Source organism: Mesobacillus foraminis (assembly GCF_004340465.1).
Classification (GTDB): Bacteria; Bacillota; Bacilli; order Bacillales; family Cytobacillaceae; genus Mesobacillus_B; species Mesobacillus_B foraminis.
Genome location: NZ_SLVV01000001.1, coordinates 109,218 through 129,163 on the forward strand (window position 1 = coordinate 109,218; position 19,946 = coordinate 129,163).

Annotated in this window: 14 protein-coding genes, 1 tRNA gene and 1 pseudogene; 4 read left to right on the plus strand and 12 right to left on the minus strand. The window is 44.0% G+C overall.

The features are described 5' to 3' along the window. Window positions 1-332: 332 nt before the first annotated feature. Window positions 333-2,687, minus strand: coding sequence for a glycoside hydrolase family 95 protein (locus EV146_RS00525; protein ID WP_132000745.1), 2,355 nt, complete (start codon window positions 2,685-2,687; stop codon window positions 333-335). Between the two features lie 104 nt (window positions 2,688-2,791). Then, window positions 2,792-5,656 (minus strand): glycoside hydrolase family 3 protein, encoded by a 2,865-nt coding sequence (locus EV146_RS00530; RefSeq protein WP_241993763.1) that lies wholly within the window; start codon window positions 5,654-5,656, stop codon window positions 2,792-2,794. Window positions 5,657-6,008: 352 nt separating this feature from the next. Between EV146_RS00530 and EV146_RS00535 the strand changes: the two genes are divergently transcribed. Continuing rightward, on the plus strand, window positions 6,009-6,701 hold the full coding sequence (locus EV146_RS00535) for a YesL family protein (protein WP_132000747.1): 693 nt from the start codon (window positions 6,009-6,011) through the stop codon (window positions 6,699-6,701). 52 nt (window positions 6,702-6,753) lie between these two features. Here the strand turns inward: EV146_RS00535 and EV146_RS00540 are convergent, their stop codons facing one another. From EV146_RS00540 to EV146_RS00560, 5 genes are all read right to left on the minus strand, one after another. Further along, the gene (locus EV146_RS00540) at window positions 6,754-8,097 is read right to left on the minus strand and encodes a GH1 family beta-glucosidase (RefSeq protein ID WP_132000749.1); all 1,344 of its coding nucleotides are present in this window, start codon (window positions 8,095-8,097) and stop codon (window positions 6,754-6,756) included. A gap of 217 nt (window positions 8,098-8,314) precedes the next feature. After that, a complete protein-coding gene (yicI, locus tag EV146_RS00545) occupies window positions 8,315-10,636 on the minus strand; it encodes an alpha-xylosidase (protein WP_132000751.1) in 2,322 nt (773 codons plus the stop codon). Window positions 10,637-10,709: 73 nt separating this feature from the next. Beyond that, window positions 10,710-12,377, minus strand: coding sequence for an ABC transporter substrate-binding protein (locus tag EV146_RS00550; protein ID WP_132000753.1), 1,668 nt, complete (start codon window positions 12,375-12,377; stop codon window positions 10,710-10,712). Window positions 12,378-12,436: 59 nt separating this feature from the next. Beyond that, window positions 12,437-13,306, minus strand: a complete 870-nt coding sequence (locus tag EV146_RS00555) for a carbohydrate ABC transporter permease (protein WP_132001437.1) — start codon at window positions 13,304-13,306, stop codon at window positions 12,437-12,439. A gap of 53 nt (window positions 13,307-13,359) precedes the next feature. Then, window positions 13,360-14,355, minus strand: a complete 996-nt coding sequence (locus EV146_RS00560; RefSeq protein ID WP_132000755.1) for an ABC transporter permease — start codon at window positions 14,353-14,355, stop codon at window positions 13,360-13,362. Window positions 14,356-14,589: 234 nt separating this feature from the next. Here EV146_RS00560 and EV146_RS00565 point away from each other — a divergent pair, with 234 nt between their 5' ends. After that, window positions 14,590-14,946 carry a response regulator transcription factor gene (locus EV146_RS00565; protein ID WP_132000757.1) on the plus strand — a complete coding sequence of 119 codons (357 nt, stop codon included), beginning with the start codon at window positions 14,590-14,592 and terminating at the stop codon, window positions 14,944-14,946. Window positions 14,947-15,109: 163 nt separating this feature from the next. Here the strand turns inward: EV146_RS00565 and EV146_RS00570 are convergent, their stop codons facing one another. The 4 genes and pseudogenes from EV146_RS00570 to glnA all read right to left on the minus strand — a co-directional run bounded on the left by EV146_RS00570 (window position 15,110) and on the right by glnA (window position 17,880). Next, window positions 15,110-15,610: a GGDEF domain-containing protein gene (locus tag EV146_RS00570; RefSeq protein ID WP_158286956.1), complete on the minus strand. Its 501-nt coding sequence runs from the start codon at window positions 15,608-15,610 to the stop codon at window positions 15,110-15,112. A gap of 21 nt (window positions 15,611-15,631) precedes the next feature. Beyond that, window positions 15,632-15,814, minus strand: a pseudogene (locus EV146_RS28350) (GAF domain-containing protein); the annotation flags it as partial. Between the two features lie 33 nt (window positions 15,815-15,847). Then, window positions 15,848-16,045 (minus strand): hypothetical protein, encoded by a 198-nt coding sequence (locus EV146_RS00575; protein WP_132000761.1) that lies wholly within the window; start codon window positions 16,043-16,045, stop codon window positions 15,848-15,850. 473 nt (window positions 16,046-16,518) lie between these two features. Continuing rightward, window positions 16,519-17,880, minus strand: coding sequence for a type I glutamate--ammonia ligase (gene glnA / locus EV146_RS00580; RefSeq protein WP_132000763.1), 1,362 nt, complete (start codon window positions 17,878-17,880; stop codon window positions 16,519-16,521). An 882-nt stretch (window positions 17,881-18,762) separates the two neighbouring features. Between glnA and EV146_RS00585 the strand changes: the two genes are divergently transcribed. Continuing rightward, window positions 18,763-19,137, plus strand: a complete 375-nt coding sequence (locus EV146_RS00585) for a tyrosine-type recombinase/integrase (protein WP_241993764.1) — start codon at window positions 18,763-18,765, stop codon at window positions 19,135-19,137. A 268-nt stretch (window positions 19,138-19,405) separates the two neighbouring features. Here EV146_RS00585 and EV146_RS00590 read toward each other — a convergent pair. After that, a tRNA-Val gene (locus EV146_RS00590) sits at window positions 19,406-19,478 on the minus strand. A 225-nt stretch (window positions 19,479-19,703) separates the two neighbouring features. Between EV146_RS00590 and EV146_RS00595 the strand changes: the two genes are divergently transcribed. Continuing rightward, window positions 19,704-19,925, plus strand: coding sequence for a WYL domain-containing protein (locus tag EV146_RS00595; protein WP_132000765.1), 222 nt, complete (start codon window positions 19,704-19,706; stop codon window positions 19,923-19,925). Window positions 19,926-19,946: the final 21 nt, after the last annotated feature.

Below are 19,946 nucleotides of genomic sequence, written 5' to 3' on the forward strand. Positions count from 1 at the left end.
GAATTTATTCCCGAGAGATTTCAACAAGTTCACCGCCACCAAGAAGTTAATTATTTTCTGTGATTCCAATTAATAGAAATTATACACCATCTTCAAGCAACGGAGAATGATAGAATAAAAGACCTGAAGAGCTTTTCAGGCCTTTTATTCCTCTCTTAAACAGCATAATCACCAAACTGTTACAGTCCAATGGGCGGAAGCTCCCCTCCTGGTTGGATTGGAAAGTTATCGTCGCCCTGCTAAAATCAATCCTTGCTGTCTTATTTTATTTTTCATACAACCCTTTGCACCGGCCTCCGACTGGAACTCACCATGACAATCTAGTAACGGATTCACCTTGAATAGTCCGCTTTAAGGGATGCAAGGGTCACTGTTACACTTTCATCTTTTTCCATATAAAAGGGCTGGCAGCCATCATACACCATACCATTATTTTTTTTGATTGATAATACGGCATTGCCACAGTGAACTTCACACCAGCCCGCTTTTACAGCGGATATTTGCGCCTCTTTCAATTGGCCTCCGGTCCACTCGATTGTGACGAGAAAACTCCCCCTGGCTTTAAGTCCTTTTACATAGCCTTCAGGCCAGCTGCCTGGCATGGCAGGAAGAAGTTCGATTCCCTCATCATGACTTTGTACGAGCATCTCCGCAATCCCGGCGGTCCCGCCAAAATTTCCATCAATTTGAAAGGGAGGGTGATCATCAAGCAAGTTTGGATGGGTTGAACGAGCCAGCAGTGTCTGAATGAAAGAGTAAGCCCGTTCACCGTCCTGCAGCCGGGCAAATAAATTGATCAGCCAGGCGCAGCTCCAGCCCGTATGGCCCCCGCCATATTCAAGCCTTCGTTCTAATGATTTCCTGGCAGCCTCCGCAAGTCCAGGCGTCTCCTTTAAATTGATTTGATTTCCAGGATACAGCCCATACAAATGGGAGACATGCCGGTGTCCCGGCTCATGCTCCGGAAAGTCCTGAAACCATTCCTGCAGGCAGCCTTTATCATTTATCTTAAATGGGTATAACCGTTTGAGAGAAGCCTCCAGCATACTGTGGAAGCTTTCATCAATACCCAAAATTTTGCTCGCCTTCAGGCAGTTCTGAAATAGCTCTCGTATCAGGGTCATATCCATTGTTGAAGCCATTGAGATACTGCAGGGCTTGCCATCCGGCGCCACAAACTTGTTCTCCGGCGAAGTTGACGGATTCGTAACCAGATACCCCTCAGGTCCTTCCACCAGCCAGTCAAGGCAAAATTGAGCCGCCCCTTTCATAAGCGGGTACGCCTTTTCTTTTAAAAACTGAACATCCTGATTAAAGGAATAATGTTCCCATAAATGGCTGCACAGCCAGGCTCCCCCCAGCGGCCAGAATGCCCATGACGCCTGTCCGGACGAAGGAGTGGACATTCGCCACAAATCCACATTGTGGTGAACCGCCCAGCCTTTGGCACCATAAAGAACAGCCGCCGTCCTTGCTCCCGTCTTGCTCAGTTCTTCTAGCATCTGGAACAGCGGCTCATGGCATTCCTCCAGCTGGCATACCTCCGCTGGCCAGTAGTTCATCTGAACATTAATATTGGTTGTATAATCAGAATTCCAGGGGGGCTGTACATGCGGATTCCAAATCCCCTGTAAATTGGCAGGCTGGCTGCCCTTCCTGGAACTGGAGATCAATAAATATCTTCCGTACTGGAAATACAATGCTTCCAGCCCTGAATCCCTTTTGTCCAGCTTATAACGGCTCAGCCGTTCATCAGTTGGCAAGTGCCCTCTGCCTGAATCACCTAAATGAAGATCGACTCGCCCGAACAGCCCGGAGTGATCCTTCACATGCTGTTCCCGCAAGTTTTCATAAGGAAGAATCGAGGCTTTACAGAGCCATTGTCCGCACTGTTGAGCCACTGTATCCAAAACGGGTTCCGGCAGTTCATCAAATTTTTTAAACGTCGTTTTAGCTGTAAGCAAAAGCAGGACCGAATCAGCATTTTTTATTTCGAGCATTTTATTGGACACCGTGACACTGCCAGTGTTCGGGAATGCCTGAAGATGAATTTCAAATTGGAGGCCGGCTGTTTCTTCATACAGGACCTCATTGGGAACTTTGACCGAAAACGGGCTTTGTCCTCTAAGGATTAATTTATTGCTGCACTCTTGAACTCCATGCCTCAGCTTTGAGTCCAGGTGGGCACTAATATGGAGGGGCTGTCCATTTGACTGAAGCTGAACAGCAAGTACTTGATGCGGGGCACTTATAAAGGTTTCCCTCTTATATTTCGTACTTCCCGCCATGAATTCACAAAGAGAAATTCCTGTCTCCAGATCAAGCTCTCTCCTGTATTGATGAATGTAATCTGAATCTGAAAAATGGTGCTGAATCACCAAATCCCCTAACGGCTGGTAAGCCTCGCAGTCCTCACCGGCCATTTCGTTCTCGATCAGCTCCTCGGCCTTGCTGTAATCGCCATCAAAAACCAGCTTCCTTGCCTGCTGCAAATGCGGGAATGCCTGAAGGTTTGCTTTATCACCAGGGATACCCGACCAAAGCGTATCTTCATTTAACTGGATTCTTTCGTTATGGGTTCCCCCAAACACCATCCCGCCAAGCCTTCCATTCCCAATGGGCAATGCCTCCTCCCACATCGACGCAGGCTTGCTGTACCACAGCTTCCAGGGATTATCATTTGTCACATCCACTCACCACCTATCTTTATTGGTTTGGCTGGCTCCCACAATAGCCAAACTTTATGCCGGAAATAGGAGCCTTTTATAAACACCGGTATTGAGACCAGGAATTATGCAATAAAACGAAATTTAGTAATTCGGTTTCGGCCTTTGAAGACAAGGTACACATTCTGGCGGTCTACTGATTCCTCAAGCTGGATGGCACAGGTTCCTGTACTCCAGGATTGGAGGCCTCCTGTGTCTTGCATTGGCAGCTCGCCGATAAGCCGGCCAGCCGGACTGTTCAGCCGGATTTCAACCACTCCGCCCTCTGCAGAATCGGTTGCAGTACGGGCTTCAAAGAAATGTGCGCCTTTTTGGAGACTGACATCAGAGAATTGAATCCAGGCTCCTGCTTCGGTTGATTGTACACAGGCACCGCCTTCTTCGCTTTCCTCTAAAATCACTGAGCTGTAGTCATTAAAGGAATCAGCGGAGGTCATTTGATATAAATTGCGTGCTGGGATTGTTTCACCCTTGACCCTGATGGTTTCACTCACCTTGATGGAAGCAGAGGATTCCCCCGCCATCAGTTCATACTCTCCGGACTCCACCACAAACCGGTTCTGCGACACGTCCCAGACAGCGAGTTCCGATGCAGGGAGTGTAAATTCTATTACTCTTGATTCCCCGGCTCTTAAGTGGACCCGTTCAAAGCCTGCAAGCTGCTTCACCGGCCTGGGGATACTAGAATCCAATGCACGGACATAAAGCTGCAAAACCTCATCTCCCGGGATGGAACTGTCATTTGTTACCTCTATGCTCATACGAATTTCATCGTTTTGGCACACTTCCCTCGTCCATGACTGGTACTTGCGGCAGCTGAAAGATGAATAGGATAAGCCATGCCCAAAAGGATACAGAGGCTCCCCGTCAAAATACTGATAAGTCCGCTTTCCTTTAATAATGTCATAGTCCAGCAGATCTGGCAGCTGATCAATCGACTTATACCAAGTCATGTTTAAACGGCCTGCCGGGTTATAGTCACCGAAAAGCACATCACTGATTGCCTTCCCAATTTCCTGCCCTGCGTGGGAAGTGTAAAGGACGGCCGGAATATGTTCATCCACCCAGTTCAGTGCAAATGGATAGCTTCCGACTACGACGACGACCGTATTTGGATTTGCCTGGTAAACCTCCTGTATTAACAATTCCTGGGATGCAGCAAGTGTGATATCTTCCCTGTCGATTTCCTCTTTCCCGTTTATCAGTGGATTGTTTCCCACAAATACAATCGCTGCTTCCGATTCCTTCGCAGCTTTAACTGCCTCAGCAAGACCGTTGCTCAGTACTTCTTTTCTCAAACAGGTCCCGCTGTCATTGTCTGCCTTATTGGAGTCCAAAACTTGAAGTATGCCATTTTCTCTTGCTGCGACACCTTGATGGTTCCAGGTTGTTAACTTCTCCTCCCCATCATCATTTGGGCCAAGATGGAAGGCTTCCTTCACAAACCAGCCGTAAACCTCGTCGGCACTGGCGGAGACATAGGTATCATCGGCATTTGAAAGATATTTTCCGTTTTTTTCGGACCTAAACGTTAGATTGCCCCAGCCCCAGTCCGTTAGCTCAAAGATTTCTGCATCTTGCTTTGAGGATTGATTTGCTGCCAGCCTGTTTTCTGAACCTGCAGCAAATCCGATATATTGGCTGTCTGATTTTAAAACCACCCTATCCTGCCCACTATGGAAGCTTACCTGGCTGTTTTGAAGCTTTTCCTGTATGCCCTCTAAAGGAGTGATTTTATAAGGCAATGTTCCAGAATACCAGTCTCGGTAAACAATATTGGCCAAAGGACCAATGACTGCCACCTTCTTGAGCTTGTTTTTATCAAGGGGAAGGGTCCCCTTTTCATTTTTTAAGAGAACAATAGACTCTCTCGCACTTCGTAAAGACAGTTCGCGGTGCTTATCACCACAAATAACTGATTCAGGAATTGCGGCAAAAGGATTCAGCTCTTCTGGATCAAATTCCCCTAGACGGAAGCGGACCCTGAACGCATTCCTGAGAGCGTGGTCCAGATCATTTTCGGACAGCAATCCCTGTTTAAGCGCTTCCGAGATTGCCTTTGTTGAAATCTCCGCATCATCGGTAATGCTGTCAATTCCATTCCGGATGGCACGTGCGGCAGATTCAGCATGGGAGCTGTAATATTTGTGATCGTTGACAACCCCCAGCAAATCACCAGCGTCACTGACAACGAAACCGTTCATTCCCCATTGTTCTTTCACAATTTCTTTTACATATGGGTGGAACAGGGCAGGAATCCCATTGACCGAGTTGTAGGCCGTCATCATTGAATAGGCCCCGCCTTCTTTAACAGGCAGTTCAAACGCTTTCAAATAATATTCATGCATATTCCGGGGACTGATGCTAGCGGAACAGCTCCCACGGTCCACTTCATTATTATTCGCCAGGAAGTGCTTGAGCGTAGCAACTGCTTTGAAGTAAAAAGGGTGATCGCCCTGAATCCCTTTTACGAGCTGTGCTGCCAGTTTCCCTGTAAGATGAGGGTCCTCCCCATACGCTTCCTCGGTTCGTCCCCAGCGAGGGTCCCTTTCCATGTCGACGGTAGGCGCCCATAGTGTTAACCCATTGACTTCGGGGTTTCTTTTATAGAAAGCCCTTGCCTCGGTTCCGATTACATCACCGATTTCCTTCATCAGCTCTTTATTCCACGTACAGCCAAGCCCAATAGGCTGTGGAAAGGAAGTCGCTTCACCGAGCCATGCCATGCCGTGAGCGGCTTCTGTTCCCTGTTTGTGTGCCCTGATTCCAAGCCGGGAAATCGCCGGCTGATATTGACACATTAAATCAATCTTTTCATCAAGAGTAAACCGTGAAACCAGATCATTTACTCTCGTTTCAAGTGGAAGTGCAGCATCCTGAAATGGATATGTTTCCTGTCTGACCTGAGTTGTTTCCTTATTATATACCAAGCTTTCACCCTCATTCTATATGATATCAAGAAGACTTCACCCAATTTTCGCAAACGGCTGCAAACAGGACTTGCAGGATAATAATCAATATGTATGCTCTGAGCAGTTTCCTGTTTAGGATATTGTAACCGTTATCTTTAATCTATCATTGATTTTCCCTAAATAAATACCCTCATTATTAGAGTAAATTTCCGCGGTATTTTAGTGATAATCATAAAAGAACACCAATTTACCGTTTATTTTACCTTCAGCAGCAAAGGCAGCTGATTTTTCCCCTCCAGGCTGTGTTATAATAAAGAAGCAATCAAGATGAGAACGCTCTCTTCTATCTTTATTTGGAGTTGAACAAGCCTTGAATCAGTTATTTGAAAAAATCAATCCCGTTTTAGAGTGGATCATGAAGCTGGCAATTACAAATCTGGTGTGGGTTGTTTTTAATTTGCCGGTCGCCTATCTGACACTCTCTCTATTTTTTATAAGAGAAGAGCCTCAATTCATTATGACAATGGCAACCCTCGCAATCCTCGCTCCCTTCATCTCCTTTCCTGCCACTACGGCTATGTTCGGGGTTGTCCGGAAGTGGATCATGAAGGAAGATGTCCCTTTGTTCCGCCATTATTGGGCCGCCTATAAGGAAAATTACAAGCGCAGCATGGCTGGCGGGCTTGTCTTTACCTTGGCTGGAGTGATTTTGACTGCGGACTATTATTATCTTAAAAGCACTTTGCCTCTTGCAGGCTATCTATTTTTATTTCTTTTAGTCTGGCTTTTCCTGATCATGCTGTACTTTTTTGCAGATACGGTACATACCGAAACAAAGCTGTTCCAGAGTATGAAAAATAGCTTGATATTAACAATTGCCAATCCCTTTTTCTCTTTTGGCATCGCTTTAATCAGCATAATCATCCTGTATTTCAGCTTTACTTCTGCCACTTTTTTACTGCCCTTTTTCAGTGGTTCCTCAATTGCCGCTCTTTCCTTCTTTGGATACTATAAAGTGTTCAGTAAAGTGGTTGAGCTTCAAAACTCGCAAACTGATCAATAGCGAAAAAGCCCCTTCTCTTATGAAGGGGCTTTTGATTCCAGCAAAATAGTGCTTAAACTTCCAGCCAGTTGTTAGCAATAACTTTTTTGTACCAGTAGTAGCTGTCTTTTTTCGTACGTACCAGTGTCCGATAATCGACATGGATAATCCCAAACCGCTTGCTGTATCCTTCCGCCCACTCAAAGTTGTCCATCAGTGACCAGAGGAAATATCCTTTAATGTTGACACCTGATTCGATCGCCCTGCTTAATGCCGCCAAATGGTGCTGAAGATAGCTGATCCGCCGGTCATCCTTCACCCGTCCATCTGCAGGCTCGTCATTGTAGCAGGCACCATTTTCGGTAATATAAATCGGGATGTCACCATACCTCCCGGCAATATAGGTTAAGACCTTATAAAATCCATCGGGATAGACGGGCCAGCCTATATCTGTGCGTTCTACTCCCGTTTCAATATGCTCTGTATCAAATAAACCACTATCCTCTTTATAGCGTGCAAGATTGCCGGTATAATAGTTAATCCCAAGGAAATCGACAGGCTGCCGGATAGCCTCCAGATCTCCCTCTTCAAGCTGCAGTCCCACACCTTTCTTGTTAAACCAATCCAGCATGAACTGCGGATATTCACCTTTAAAGACAGGATCCATAAACCATTCAATCTGCTGGCCTACTTCCCTCCGGCATGCATCGATGTCCTGCTGTCTGCTGCTGAACGGCTCAAGCCAGGTGGTGTTGGGCGCAAATCCAATTTGCCCTTGCACCTCCAGTTCCCGGAACTTTTGGACGGCTTTCCCGTGTGCCACCAATAAATGATGGGAAATAGTGGTTGCAAGCTGCAAATCCTGATTGCCCGGGGCATGGACTCCCATATGGTTGGACAGAAATGACACACACCATGGCTCGTTAAGAGTAAGCCAATGCTTGATTTTCCCATTAAACTCATTAAACATCGTTTCTGCATAGGTAACGAATGCACCAATTGTGTCCCGATTTGCCCATCCACCTTTATCCTGTAGTGCCTGATGAAGGTCCCAATGGTAGAGCGTACACATAGGCTCAATGCCGTTTTCAAGCAATTTATCGACAAAACGGTGGTAAAAAGCCAATCCCGGCTGGTTGATTTCTCCTGTTCCCTCTGGATAGATCCGCGGCCATGAAACAGAAAAGCGGTACATCGTAATTCCCAATTCTTTCATAAGTTCAATATCTTCTTCATAGCGGTGATAGCTGTCACACGCTATGTCACCGTTATCCCCGTCCTTCACTTTTCCAGGTGTATGCGAAAAGGTATCCCATATTGAAGGGCCGCGCCCATCTTCAAAAGCAGCTCCTTCAACCTGATAGGCAGCAGTCGCACTGCCCCACTTTATTCCATTAGGAAATTGTATAATTGCCATTTCTATCCCTCCGTTTATCCCAGCTAGCACTGGTCCAAGAATACCTATTTTGCAACGAGTCCTCTGCATCTACTGGGGTTTCGGTCGCATTCAAGAATAGGTTCTTGGGTTCGCATATATCCAAGTGATAACCTATAAACCCCACAGCCAGCTTTCATTAGAATGAGATGATGGCCTGCATCACCTCATTCTAGTCACAATTGCAGTCTCATATTTTTTATAAAAGGATGCTGAATGTCTGTGAGCCTCTTTCGGTCGTTACCTTTACTCCAAGCGGAGATAATTCGCTTGTTCCATTATCTACTCCGGAAATTTCGGATATCCCTCGCAGTACCAATGTCCAAGGCTTTTCAGCTGAAGACTGGGCTGACACTTGAATCTTGCCGTCCGTTCGTACAGCTGTGGCTTGTAGCTCAACCTCGGAATTTATATTTCGGATTTTCACCGTAGCCGTTTTTCCTTCCTCAAGCCCGAATAAATGGAGCTCCACACCGTCTCCATAATTATAGTCCGGCTTTGTTTCAACTTCGCCCAGGGCCAGGAGCGTATTTGGCCTTACATAGAGAGGCAGGCTTAAATAATCATGATGTTCCTCTCTCCAGGTGCCGCCTTCTACCTGGTCATTAGACAATAAATGTGTCCATTTGCCCTGCGGCAGGTAAAAGGAGCTCTTTCCTTCCTCATTAAAGATCGGGGCCACAAGCAAGGAGTCTCCTAGCATATACTGTCTGTCCAGCGTTTCTGCAGCTGGGTCATCGGGAAACTCCAGGACCATCGCTCTCATCATCGGCAGCCCTTCTGCAGCCGATTGGTTGGCACTTTCAAATAGATATGGCATCAGCCTGCATTTCAGTCTGGTAAAAAATCTGGTCACATCTACTGCTTCTTCGTCATATGCCCACGGCACCCGGTAGGATTTGCTGCCGTGCAGCCTGCTATGGCTGGATAAAAGTCCGAAGGCGACCCAGCGTTTGAACAGATCGGCAGGTGCCGTGCTTTCAAACCCTCCGATATCGTGGCTCCAGAAACCAAATCCGCTCAAGCCCAGAGATAAACCTCCCCGTATGCTTTCTGCCATGGATTCATAGGTCGCATCACAGTCGCCGCCCCAATGGACTGGGAACTGTTGTCCTCCAGCCGTTGCAGATCGGGCAAACAAGGTTGCTTCCCCTTCCCCCAGCTTTTCTTTTAAGACATCATATACAAGCTTGTTATAAAGGAAAGTGTAATAGTTATGCATTTTATAAGGATCCGATCCGTCATGATAGACCACATCAGTCGGGATCCTTTCGCCAAAGTCAGTCTTGAAGGCATCGACTCCCATATCGACGAGCCGCTCCAAATGCCCTGCATACCATTCGCACGCGGCAGGGTTTGTAAAATCGACTACTCCCATTCCCGGCTGCCATTTATCCCATTGCCAGACATCCCCATTGGCTTTTTTTAGCAGATAACCCTTTTCGGCCGCCTCGTCAAATAATCCTGACTCCTGGGCAATATACGGATTGATCCACACGCAAATTTTCAGTCCGTTTTCCTTCAGCCTTTGCAGCATGCCTGCAGGGTCCGGGAACATTTTTTGATCCCATTCAAAGTCTGTCCATTTTAGGGCGTCCATCCAAAAACAGTCATAATGGAAGACTGATAAAGGAATATCCCGCTCCCGCATCCCTTCCACAAAGCCAGATACCGTCTGTTCATCATAATTGGTTGTAAAGGATGTGGACAGCCATAGCCCGAAAGACCAGGCGGGCGGCAGGGCAGGCTTTCCAGTAAGATCTGTATAGGTGCCCACCACTTCTTTTAAGGACGCCCCGCCAATGATTACGTATTCCAGAGATTCTCCCTTTACACTGAACTGTACCTTTGATACCTTTTCAGATGCCACCTCAAAGGATACATTCTCCGGATGATTGACAAAAACTCCATACCCCTTGTTCGATAAATAAAAGGGGATATTTTTATAAGCCTGCTCAGAACTGGTTCCGCCATCCCGATTCCATATGTCGACAGTCTGCCCGTTTTTTATAAAGGAGGTAAAACGCTCGCCAAGACCATAAACGTACTCGCCCACTCCTAGATTAAGCTCCTCCCGCATATATGTATTTTTATCTGCATCGGTTATGTGGGAGATTGCTTTGGTGTTGCTGCCCGTTATTTTCTTTCCATCATAGAAATATTCAATTCCCCAAGGGCCCTTTTTACTGATCTTGGCGGAGGTCTTTCCGCTAGTAAAGATAATCTCCTCGTCCGTTTCCGTTACATCTGCTGAAATTTTTTCTTCATTTAACTGAAATTCAGGTCCTCGTTTCTTTGTCCCTTTATGATGATAAGCTTTGACTCTGATGGCATCTTCACGAGGAGAAGTAAATTCAATCGTCAGCAATGCCGTATCCAGCTGGAAGGCCCTGTCGGAAAGATCCTTTGGAGCCACCAAGATCTTCAACCCTTCACCTGTTTTATATGCTCTAAAAAATTGGACACATGAAATAAAGTCAAACCCTTCTCGAACCAGCCAGTTTCCATCTGTAAATTTCATTCTTAGTCCACCTCTCCTTTTTTAAATCCTGATAAAAGAGACCCGAAAACACTGGGTCTCTTTATGGAAATTTCTATTTTTCCCAAAGCTTGACTCTCTCCTGAATTAGCTTCGTGCGTTCTTTCTCTGCTTTTTCAACACCTGCTTTATCGAGCTCTTTCAAGAAGGTATCATAGATTTTGTCAAACTCACCCGGGTCCGCCAATATCGCATCCGGAATTCTCTTTTTAACGATATCCATAGCCTTTTGCTCAATCAGTGCAAGCTCCGAATCATTCGGAACCTGGATATTAAAAGCAACTCCCCACGGTTTTACAGGGAATTCATCCTTCGTTGGATAAAGATCCTTCCACATCTCGACACCGTAATTCTTCAAGACTTCTTTCTCTACATCCGTATATGCTTCCTTAATTTGATCTTCGGACGCGATGGTGTATGTTTGGCCCGTTGCATCCTTGACACCATCTCCATACGATGGGGCAAATCCTTTCAATACACCAATTCCTGTTTTCTTCACATAATTTGCATCTGTGTTCCGAACCTTCATTTCTTCCTCTGGAATGACGCGTTTGCCATCAACAAGGTCGTAATGCTCGCCCTCAATTCCCCAGTTTTGGAGGATTTGTCCCTCCTCGGATGCCAGGTAGTCAAGGAATTTAATTGCCGCGACCGGGTCTTCAGCATCCTTTGTAATTCCGATTCCCCATCCGGCGAGGTAGCCTGCATCCTGGAAGTTAGCATGCTTCATTCCCTTTTCAAGAGTTGCAGGATACAAGCCATACATTCTTTCATGCATGCCCTGCTCCTTCATGGAACGCTGTGCCTCGGCAAATTGCCACTCATCATCAATAATTCCAAGTACCCGGCCAGAGGAAAGCTTTGCAAGATATTGATCGTACTTTTGGACAAAGCTCTCTGGGTCGAGCAAGCCGATATCATTCATATGATTCAGCCAGCGGAAATACTCTTTTTCTTCCGGACGCTTATAATGCATGATGGCTTCATGGGTTTCAGGGTCAACATAATATTCCCCGTCATCAGAAGCACCTGTTGACCAGAAGGCTGGATTGGTTGTCGAAATCATGATCCGCCAGTCATCCGCCAGCAGAGATAATCCAAGGGTCGGCTGACCATTAATGGTTGGATTCTTTTCTTTATATTCCTTTATCGCATTTTCAAAATCCTTGAGTGTTTCGATTTTTGGGTAGCCAAGGGCCTTTACGACATCATTCTGAAGCCCTACTCCGTGGCTTGGAGTCAAATACTGGGTATCAACGGGACTTGTAGGCAAAATATAAATCGACTCGTCGTCCTTGCTCCATTTCAGGCGGCTCATATATTCGCCATAAATTTTCTTAAGGTTTGGTGCATGTTCTTCAATCAAATCGGTGAGGTCAATGAGTGCCCCTGCTTCGACCAGGGTCCCTGCCCCACCCTTTGGCCAAATTAAATCCGGATACTCGCCGCTTGCCACCATTAAAGCAATTTTTTGAGTTCCGCCGTTCACATCGAACTCAGGATTCACCGTAACCCCGGTCTTTTCCTTTACCACTTTTCCCACAGGGCTGTTCATATCATCCCATTGCGGATGCGGGTCGGCACTGAACAAGGTGAGCTCAGTGAGTCCCTCTTTATTTTTCTTTCCTCCCTCTTCATTGGAAGTTTTGCTGCTGCAGCCCGCGAGGACCAGCATAAGGCTTAAGACCATCAAAAAAGTGACTTTCCCAATGCGTTTTTTCATACTTACCCCCTGATTAAAGTTCTTTTTAATCTATAAAACATGCCTCAGGCAAATTGCCGTCAGCTTTTTACAGCTCCAATGGTCATCCCTTGAACAAAATACTTTTGGACAAAAGGGTAGACAGCCAGGATAGGGACTACCGTCACTACGGTAATCGCCATCTTGATAGATTCTGGTGACACAAATTGCGAAGCCTGATCCTGGGTCATTCCCCTCATGTCATTTGCATTGACACTTCCCATTGACGTGTTTTGAAGAATCTTCATCAGCTCGTACTGCAAAGTGGTTAGTGCAGGATTCTGGCTATTGTATAAATACGTATCAAACCAGGAATTCCAATGGCCGACTGCCACAAACAAGGCAACTGTCGCAAGGACCGGCTTACAAAGGGGCAGGATGATTCTCCAGAAGATGGTAAAATCATTTGCTCCATCGATTTTCGCTGATTCCTGCAGGGAATAAGGCAGCCCGTCCATGAACGACCGGACAATGATGATATTAAAGGCATTCACCATCCCAGGAATCAAGTAAACCCAAAACGTGTTAATCATGCCCAAGTCTCTAATTAGCATATAGCCAGGAATCAGTCCTCCAGAGAAATACATGGTCAGGACGATAATCGTGGATATTGCCTTTCTTCCCTGAAAGTCCGCCCGGCTCAAGGTGAACGCAACCATTGCTGAGGAAAGTACCCCAAGGATGGTTCCAATAACGGTCCGCGATGCCGAGTTCACGAAACCTGTAATCAAATCATCGTACTTAAAAATTTCAAGATAGTTTTCGAACGTAAATTGCCTTGGCCAAATATAAATTCCGCCCCGCACTGTATCCAGGGACTGGTTCAGCGAAATGGCCAGCACATTTAAAAATGGATAGAGAGTAACAATCATAATAATTGTCAGAAAAAGGTAGTTTCCGATATCAAACATCGTGTCATATTGCTTTTGTCTGCTAAACGTTTTGAACAATCCTGCTCCCCCCTTTACATAACACTTTGATTTCCAAACCGTTTGAAAATGCCGTTTGCCAGAAATAATAGAATGATGCTGACAACCGAGTTAAAGATGCCAATGGCTGTTCCGTAAGAGAACCGGCCAAGGCCAATCCCATAATTTAATGCATACAGATCAAGGACCTCCGAATAATCTACTACGAGTGAGTTTCCAAGCAAGAACTGCTTTTCGAACCCTATGCTTGTCAGATGACCAATGGAGAGGATCAGCAGAACCAGTATGGTTGGACGGATTCCCGGCAATGTAACATGCCAGATCCTCCTCCATCTTCCTGCACCATCAACCTTCGCAGCTTCATAGAGCTGCGGGTCAATTCCCGCTATGGCTGCCAGAAAGATAATGGCGTTCCAGCCCATTTCCTTCCATAGGTCAGACACGACAACGATTGACCAAAAATATTCTCCCTTTGCCATAAACTGAACAGGCTTGTCGACAATCCCCAAGCCGATTAGCAGCTCATTGATGATTCCGCCGTCAATGGACAGCATTTTCGTAACGATTCCAGCAACCACCACCCAGGATACAAAGTGGGGAAGATATGTAATCGTTTGCACCGTTCTTTTAAAAATAGACAGCCGAACCTCATTTAATAAGACCGCAAACAAAATCGGAAAAACAAATCCAATCGCCAGGCTCATCAGGCTCATCGCTAGAGTATTGCGAAGCACTAAATAGAAACGTTCGTCCGAGAATAGTTGGATAAAGTGCTGGAATCCAACCCATTCCTGCTCCCAAAATGGAATGCCCGGCTTATAACTCTGAAACGCCATGCTCCAGCCCCATAAGGGCAAATAATTAAAAATAATAACCAAAAGAACAAAAGGAATCGACATCATGTATAAATACTTTTGCTGCTTAAAAACCTTCCAAAACCCAGCCTTTTTCCTCTTCGGCTCTACGGCCAATGAATCTGAAAGCTCTCCTTCTAAGCCTGACTGGCCCGACATCCTGGTAACCGTTTTCATTTGGACCTCCTCCTTACTTCGTAATTTGATAATAACGAAATTATCAGTTTAATAACACCTGAATAATTAACACAAAAATCATATAAAAATTTCACTACTAATCTTCTAAACCAAAAGCCGTAAGGAAACACGTGCTTTTACCATAAAAGCTGACGGTGTTTATCTTATTTCTAATAGGAGTTCCTCAATTAAATGTAGAATAAGTATAGCAACGTAAATTGGAGGGTTATTGTTTTGAAGATTTTAATTGTGGAAGATGAATATATTCTCAGTGACTTAATACGAATGTTTTTAGAGCGGGAAACGTATCATGTGGATGTCGCCGATACGGGAAATGGAGGTGTTGAAAAAGCGTTAAGCAACAACTATGATTTGATTATTTTAGATGTGTTCCTTCCTGGCATGGATGGTTACAGGGTACTCGAGGAAATTAGAAAAGCAAAAAATACTCCAGTCATCATGCTGTCGGCACAATGCAGCCCGGAAGACATAGAGCGGGGCATAAAACTGGGGGCAAATGAGTATCTTCCCAAACCCTTCAGTCCTAAGTCCCTGGTTCTGAAAGTCAAAGAATATTGTTCTATATCATAGATCAACCCTTTCCACCTAAGGACAGAATAATCAACTAAAAAATAGTTTACGGGGATTCCCCTAACTTGTGCAACAAAACGCCTATCGTTTATGCAGGAAGTCCCTGTTCGGCCGTAAAGTAAGAAAGCTGCCTTTGATGGCAGCCTGATTTTTGTTCTAATCATTAAAAGAACTGAAAATTATTTTTCCCCCGTTCTTTCGCTTTGTACATGGCGGTATCGGCATATTTCAACAGGGTTCTTATCTGCTTGCTGTCATCAGGATAAATAGTGATGCCTATGCTCGCGGACAGCGTTAGTTTGTGTTTGAAGATTGTCCAGTTGGACATTGCATGCAGTATTTCATTTGCTTTTTGTTCCATCTCAATCACATCAGCCATTTCTGGAAAAAGGAGAATAAATTCATCTCCTCCTAATCTCACTCCAATGTCTTTCTCGGTGAGGCATTTGTTAATACGGTTCGCCACTTCTTTTAGAACAATATCACCCATCTCGTGGCCATATTTATCATTTACTCCCTTAAACCCGTCTAAATCAAGAAACATGATCGTCCCTTTGCTTGAGTTGTCGGGAGTAAGCACCTCCTCAAAAAGGCTGTATAAGTAATGACGGTTGTATAATCCTGTTAGGGAGTCTAGGTTTACTTGCTTTTCAAGTTCTAACACATAGGTAAAAAATTTTGATAAGCGGGACAATGTTTTAATATTATCCTGATGGAAATTTGATGTTCGGGAATCAACAGCGCACAGTGTGCCGAAGAACACGCCACTGCTGTAGAAAATAGGCACGCCCAAATAAGAACCAATGTTAGCTTCATATGTAATGGGTAAATCACAAGTAATTGGATTCTTTCTTGCATCTTCAATAAGAAGTGGTTCACGACCACTTAAAAAAAGATGTTGTCAGTAGGAGTTTTCAGCAGAATAAATGGCGCCTTCCTTAATTCTAACTCCTGTATCATTATCCAGTACCTTTTCAATGGAGTAAGCATCATTTATTTTTTTGGCTAAGTAAACGGTCTTGCCGGGAAGAGCGATATTAACAATTTCCAGCAAATCTTGAGCTGCTTCCGCGAAATTTCTAAAAAAAACATTTCCCATTATATTCACCTCGCTAATTTTCAAATCATAAGTATCCCCCTTCAACTTAAGTGCCTCTCTCATATTGAGCACACAATCCGATCCCAGGGAGAGTTCGTTTAATGAGTAAATATATCAAAATAGCGCACATTTAAGGAAAGAAGTCCTGTCCTTCCGTAACTACTTTCAATTGTATCATTTCTAATTCCGTAATCTAGTGCCTGGCACGCGAACAGCTATATTATTCTTATAAAAGAATCTTTTGAGGGAATCGTCCTGCTATTGTTTTTTCCTATCTCCTAAAAATGCTTGTATTTATTTGTGTTAATGGCACTTTCCCTATTCTTGGTGGTTCAACTTCTTCCATTCCACCCATTTTCCTAAAATAGTGCATACAGGCCCTTTACATAATAAAAAACCTGCATAGTAGTTACTATACAGGCCTTGATTCGTTCTAATTGTTAGTATCAGCCCTTTACCAGGCAGATTTTCTATTAAAATTTAGACTGGTAGTTTTCTATTTCCCAAGAGTGAACAGCCGTTCTATAACTATCCCATTCTGCTTTCTTCATGGAAACATATTCATTATAAACATGGTCACCCAATGCCTTGTAAGCAAATTCACTCAATTCTAATTCCCTGATTGCCTCTTTTAAGCTGCCTGGCAGGTTTTCAATTCCAAGTTCAGCTCTTCTTTCATCAGTCATATGGAAGATATCTTCATTAATTGGAGCTGGTGCTTCAAGTCCTTTTTCAATTCCGTCCAAGCCGGCTTCAGCAATTACGGCAAATGTTAAGTAAGGGTTGGATGATGGATCCGGACAACGTAATTCTACACGTGTTGCAAGACCTTTTTTAGCCGGTATGCGAATAAGGGCCGAACGGTTTGAAGCAGACCACGCAAGATAGCATGGCGCCTCGTAGCCAGGAACTAAACGTTTGTAGGAGTTTACCAGCGGGTTTGTTACAGCCGCAAAACTCTGCACGTTTTTCAGTACACCTGCAATAAATTGATACGCCTTTTCAGATAACTGCAGCTCGTCTGAAGGATCAAAGAATGCATTTTCACTTCCTTCAAAAAAGGACATATTCACGTGCATGCCCGAACCATTGATTCCAAATACAGGCTTTGGCATAAATGTAGCATGCAATCCAAATTTTTGCGCAACAGTCTTCACGACCCATTTATATGTGGTGGACAGGTCCGCTGCTGTCAGTGCATCTGCATACTTAAAGTTAATTTCATGCTGTCCTTCCGCTACTTCATGATGTGATGCTTCAATCGTAAAGCCCATTGCTTTTAAGGCACGGTAGATTTCGAGGCGGACGCGTTCCCCAAGATCATGTGGGGATGGCTCAAAATAACCTGCCCGGTCACTGATTTCCTGAGTAGCATATCCTTTCTCATCCGTTTTAAACAGGAAGAACTCCAGCTCAGGTCCTACTGATATCGTAAAACCTTTATCCGCTGCACGGTCCATTGTTTTCTTTAGTACATTCCGTGTATCTCCTTCAAAAAGAGTTCCGTCAGGATTTTTTACTGAGCAAAGGAATCTTGCCTCCGCATACCCTTCTTCTTGTGTCCAAGGTAAAACTGCAAATGTGGAGAGATCCGGCTGGAGATAGAGGTCGGACTTGTTAATAGGCGAAAACCCTTTAATGGAAGAACCATCAAACATCATTTTCCCTTCGACTACATCCTCTAATTGTTCAGTCGTAACTGTAACATGCTTTAAAATTCCTTCAAGATCTACAAATTGCAAATGTAATAGCTCAACACTTTTTGCTTTGATGGTCTCCTTGATTTGTTCCAGAGTAATGGTTTCAGTGCCATTTAAAATAAGAGTTTCGGTCATGTTATATTACCCCTCACGTGTATGTAAGTTTTTATTACATTAGATAATTTGATTATAGTCCGCTCGACATAGTTTGACAACTATTTTTTTGAATATTTATTCTAGTTAAATTATTTGTATGCGCTTTCTTTTATCTCGATCTACTCTGACTAATTCAAAGTGATGGTTTATTACACAACACTGCTAATCCAGGTCAAAAAAATAGATTGATATTTTTAGGGTTGTTCTCTCTCTTAAGAATAAAAAGTAACTGATATCTCACATTAACTGGAAATATTAACTAAATTATAAAATCCAATTATATGGAGCTACCCCCTACTAATCCTATTAAAAAGATTCATTTACCAAAGGATTCTAAGAAAGAAATGTTCGTTTGGAAGATAGAAGAAATCTGATGAAGAACAAAACGATACTAGAGCGAGAGAGAAAAGGTCTTCATGAACCCAATGAAGACCAAAACTACACTAAAGTAAGAGGAAAAAGGTCTTCATTAGCCCGATGAAGACCAAAACGAAACTAGAGCAAGAGAGAAAAGGTCTTCATTAGCCCCGATGAAGACCAAAACTACACTAGAGAAAGTGAGAAAAGGTCTTCATGAACCCGATGAAGACCAAAACTACACTAAAGCAAGAGGAAAAAGGTCTTCATGAACCCGATGAAGACCAAAACGAAACTAGAGCAAGAGGAAAAAGGTCTTCATTAGCTCGATGAAGACCAAAACGAAACTAGAGCAAGAGAGAAAAGGTCTTCATTAGCCCGATGAAGACCAAAACAAAACTAGAGTAAGAGAGAAAAGGTCTTCATGAACCCGATAGAGGAGTATTTAAGGATAGCGACTAAGGTGCGTCTTTATCCTGCTTTTCAAATAGAGTTATTACAGGAATGCGACGGGGAGAGATTTTAGGGTCACGCTGGAAGGATGTAGATCTTGATAAGGGAGTTTTACTTATCAGGCAAACGCTCAGCAAAGACGGAAAAAGTTTTCTAAGTGGTGCTAAAACCGAGTCGAGTGTACGTAGCACAAAGCTTTCTAATGAAACGATTCTGGTCCTTAAAAAACAAAAAACCCAAGTTATAAAAGAGAAGTTGAGTTATGGTCCTGAATATGTAGATCATGATCTTGTAATATGTACCTCAAAAGGAACACCTGTTAATCCTGAGAACCTGAAGCGTACTTTTCAAAGGTTAACCAAAGAAGCGGGCGTTCAACCGACCAGGTTCCATGATTTACGTCATACACACACCACTATGCTCTAGCAAGTGGCATACAAGCGAAAGTGATCTCTGAACACCCAAGACATAGTAATATCAAAACAACGTTAGATATTTACTCGCACGTTCTCCCTAATATGCAAGAAGAGGCTGCTCATCAAATTGACGCTCTTTTAACAAAATCAAACTAAAAGAGGCTATGGCACCAAAATGGCACCAACAATGTTTTTAGGGACAATTTGGTTGCCTTGTCAAAAAATAAAAAAAGCCCGAAAACCTTATCATGTAAGGTTTCCAAGGCTTTTTTAAATGATGATTCCGACTGGGCTCGAACCAGCGACCTCTACCCTGTCAAGGTAGCGCTCTCCCAGCTGAGCTACGGAATCGTTATAACTGGGATGTCCTTTCTGTTGAGGACATATATAAATATATAATGTTTTGTTTTAAATGTCAACACTTTATCAAATCTTTTTTTAATATCCTTTCATTTACCTAGTTTCTAAAAATTACTACATCAAAAAGCCGAACATTCGTTCCAATTTTATTGAATAAAGAACACACGTTTGGATATAATATAAATAATAAGCGAACATAACAAAGGAGTGAAACCCATGCATGGAGTGTTAATGAGAGCCATGGAGAAGAAAGAGCCTGTCCTGCTGATCTATCTTGACGCCAAAAATCAAATCACCCAGCGAAAAGTCCATCCATTTGAATTGCATGGCCGAAAGCTAAAGGCTTACTGCACTCTTCGCAGACAAACTCGCCTCTTTAATCTGGATAATATTCTGTCCGTATTCCCGGATAAGCTTTCGATGCGCAAATCAGGGTAAAAAAAGAAGCCCTTTTCAGGA

What these genes read in the sequence shown, in the direction of transcription:
- EV146_RS00540 (WP_132000749.1), bottom strand. Translation starts at nt 8,097, where the DNA reads ATGGCAATTATACAATTTCCTAATGGAATAAAGTGGGGCAGTGCGACT.
- yicI (WP_132000751.1), bottom strand. Translation starts at nt 10,636, where the DNA reads ATGAAATTTACAGATGGAAACTGGCTGGTTCGAGAAGGGTTTGACTTT.
- EV146_RS00550 (WP_132000753.1), bottom strand. Translation starts at nt 12,377, where the DNA reads ATGAAAAAACGCATTGGGAAAGTCACTTTTTTGATGGTCTTAAGCCTT.
- EV146_RS00555 (WP_132001437.1), bottom strand. Translation starts at nt 13,306, where the DNA reads ATGTTTGATATCGGAAACTACCTTTTTCTGACAATTATTATGATTGTT.
- EV146_RS00560 (WP_132000755.1), bottom strand. Translation starts at nt 14,355, where the DNA reads ATGAAAACGGTTACCAGGATGTCGGGCCAGTCAGGCTTAGAAGGAGAG.
- EV146_RS00575 (WP_132000761.1), bottom strand. Translation starts at nt 16,045, where the DNA reads ATGGGAAATGTTTTTTTTAGAAATTTCGCGGAAGCAGCTCAAGATTTG.
- glnA (WP_132000763.1), bottom strand. Translation starts at nt 17,880, where the DNA reads ATGACCGAAACTCTTATTTTAAATGGCACTGAAACCATTACTCTGGAA.
- EV146_RS00585 (WP_241993764.1), top strand. Translation starts at nt 18,763, where the DNA reads ATGCGACGGGGAGAGATTTTAGGGTCACGCTGGAAGGATGTAGATCTT.
- EV146_RS00595 (WP_132000765.1), top strand. Translation starts at nt 19,704, where the DNA reads ATGCATGGAGTGTTAATGAGAGCCATGGAGAAGAAAGAGCCTGTCCTG.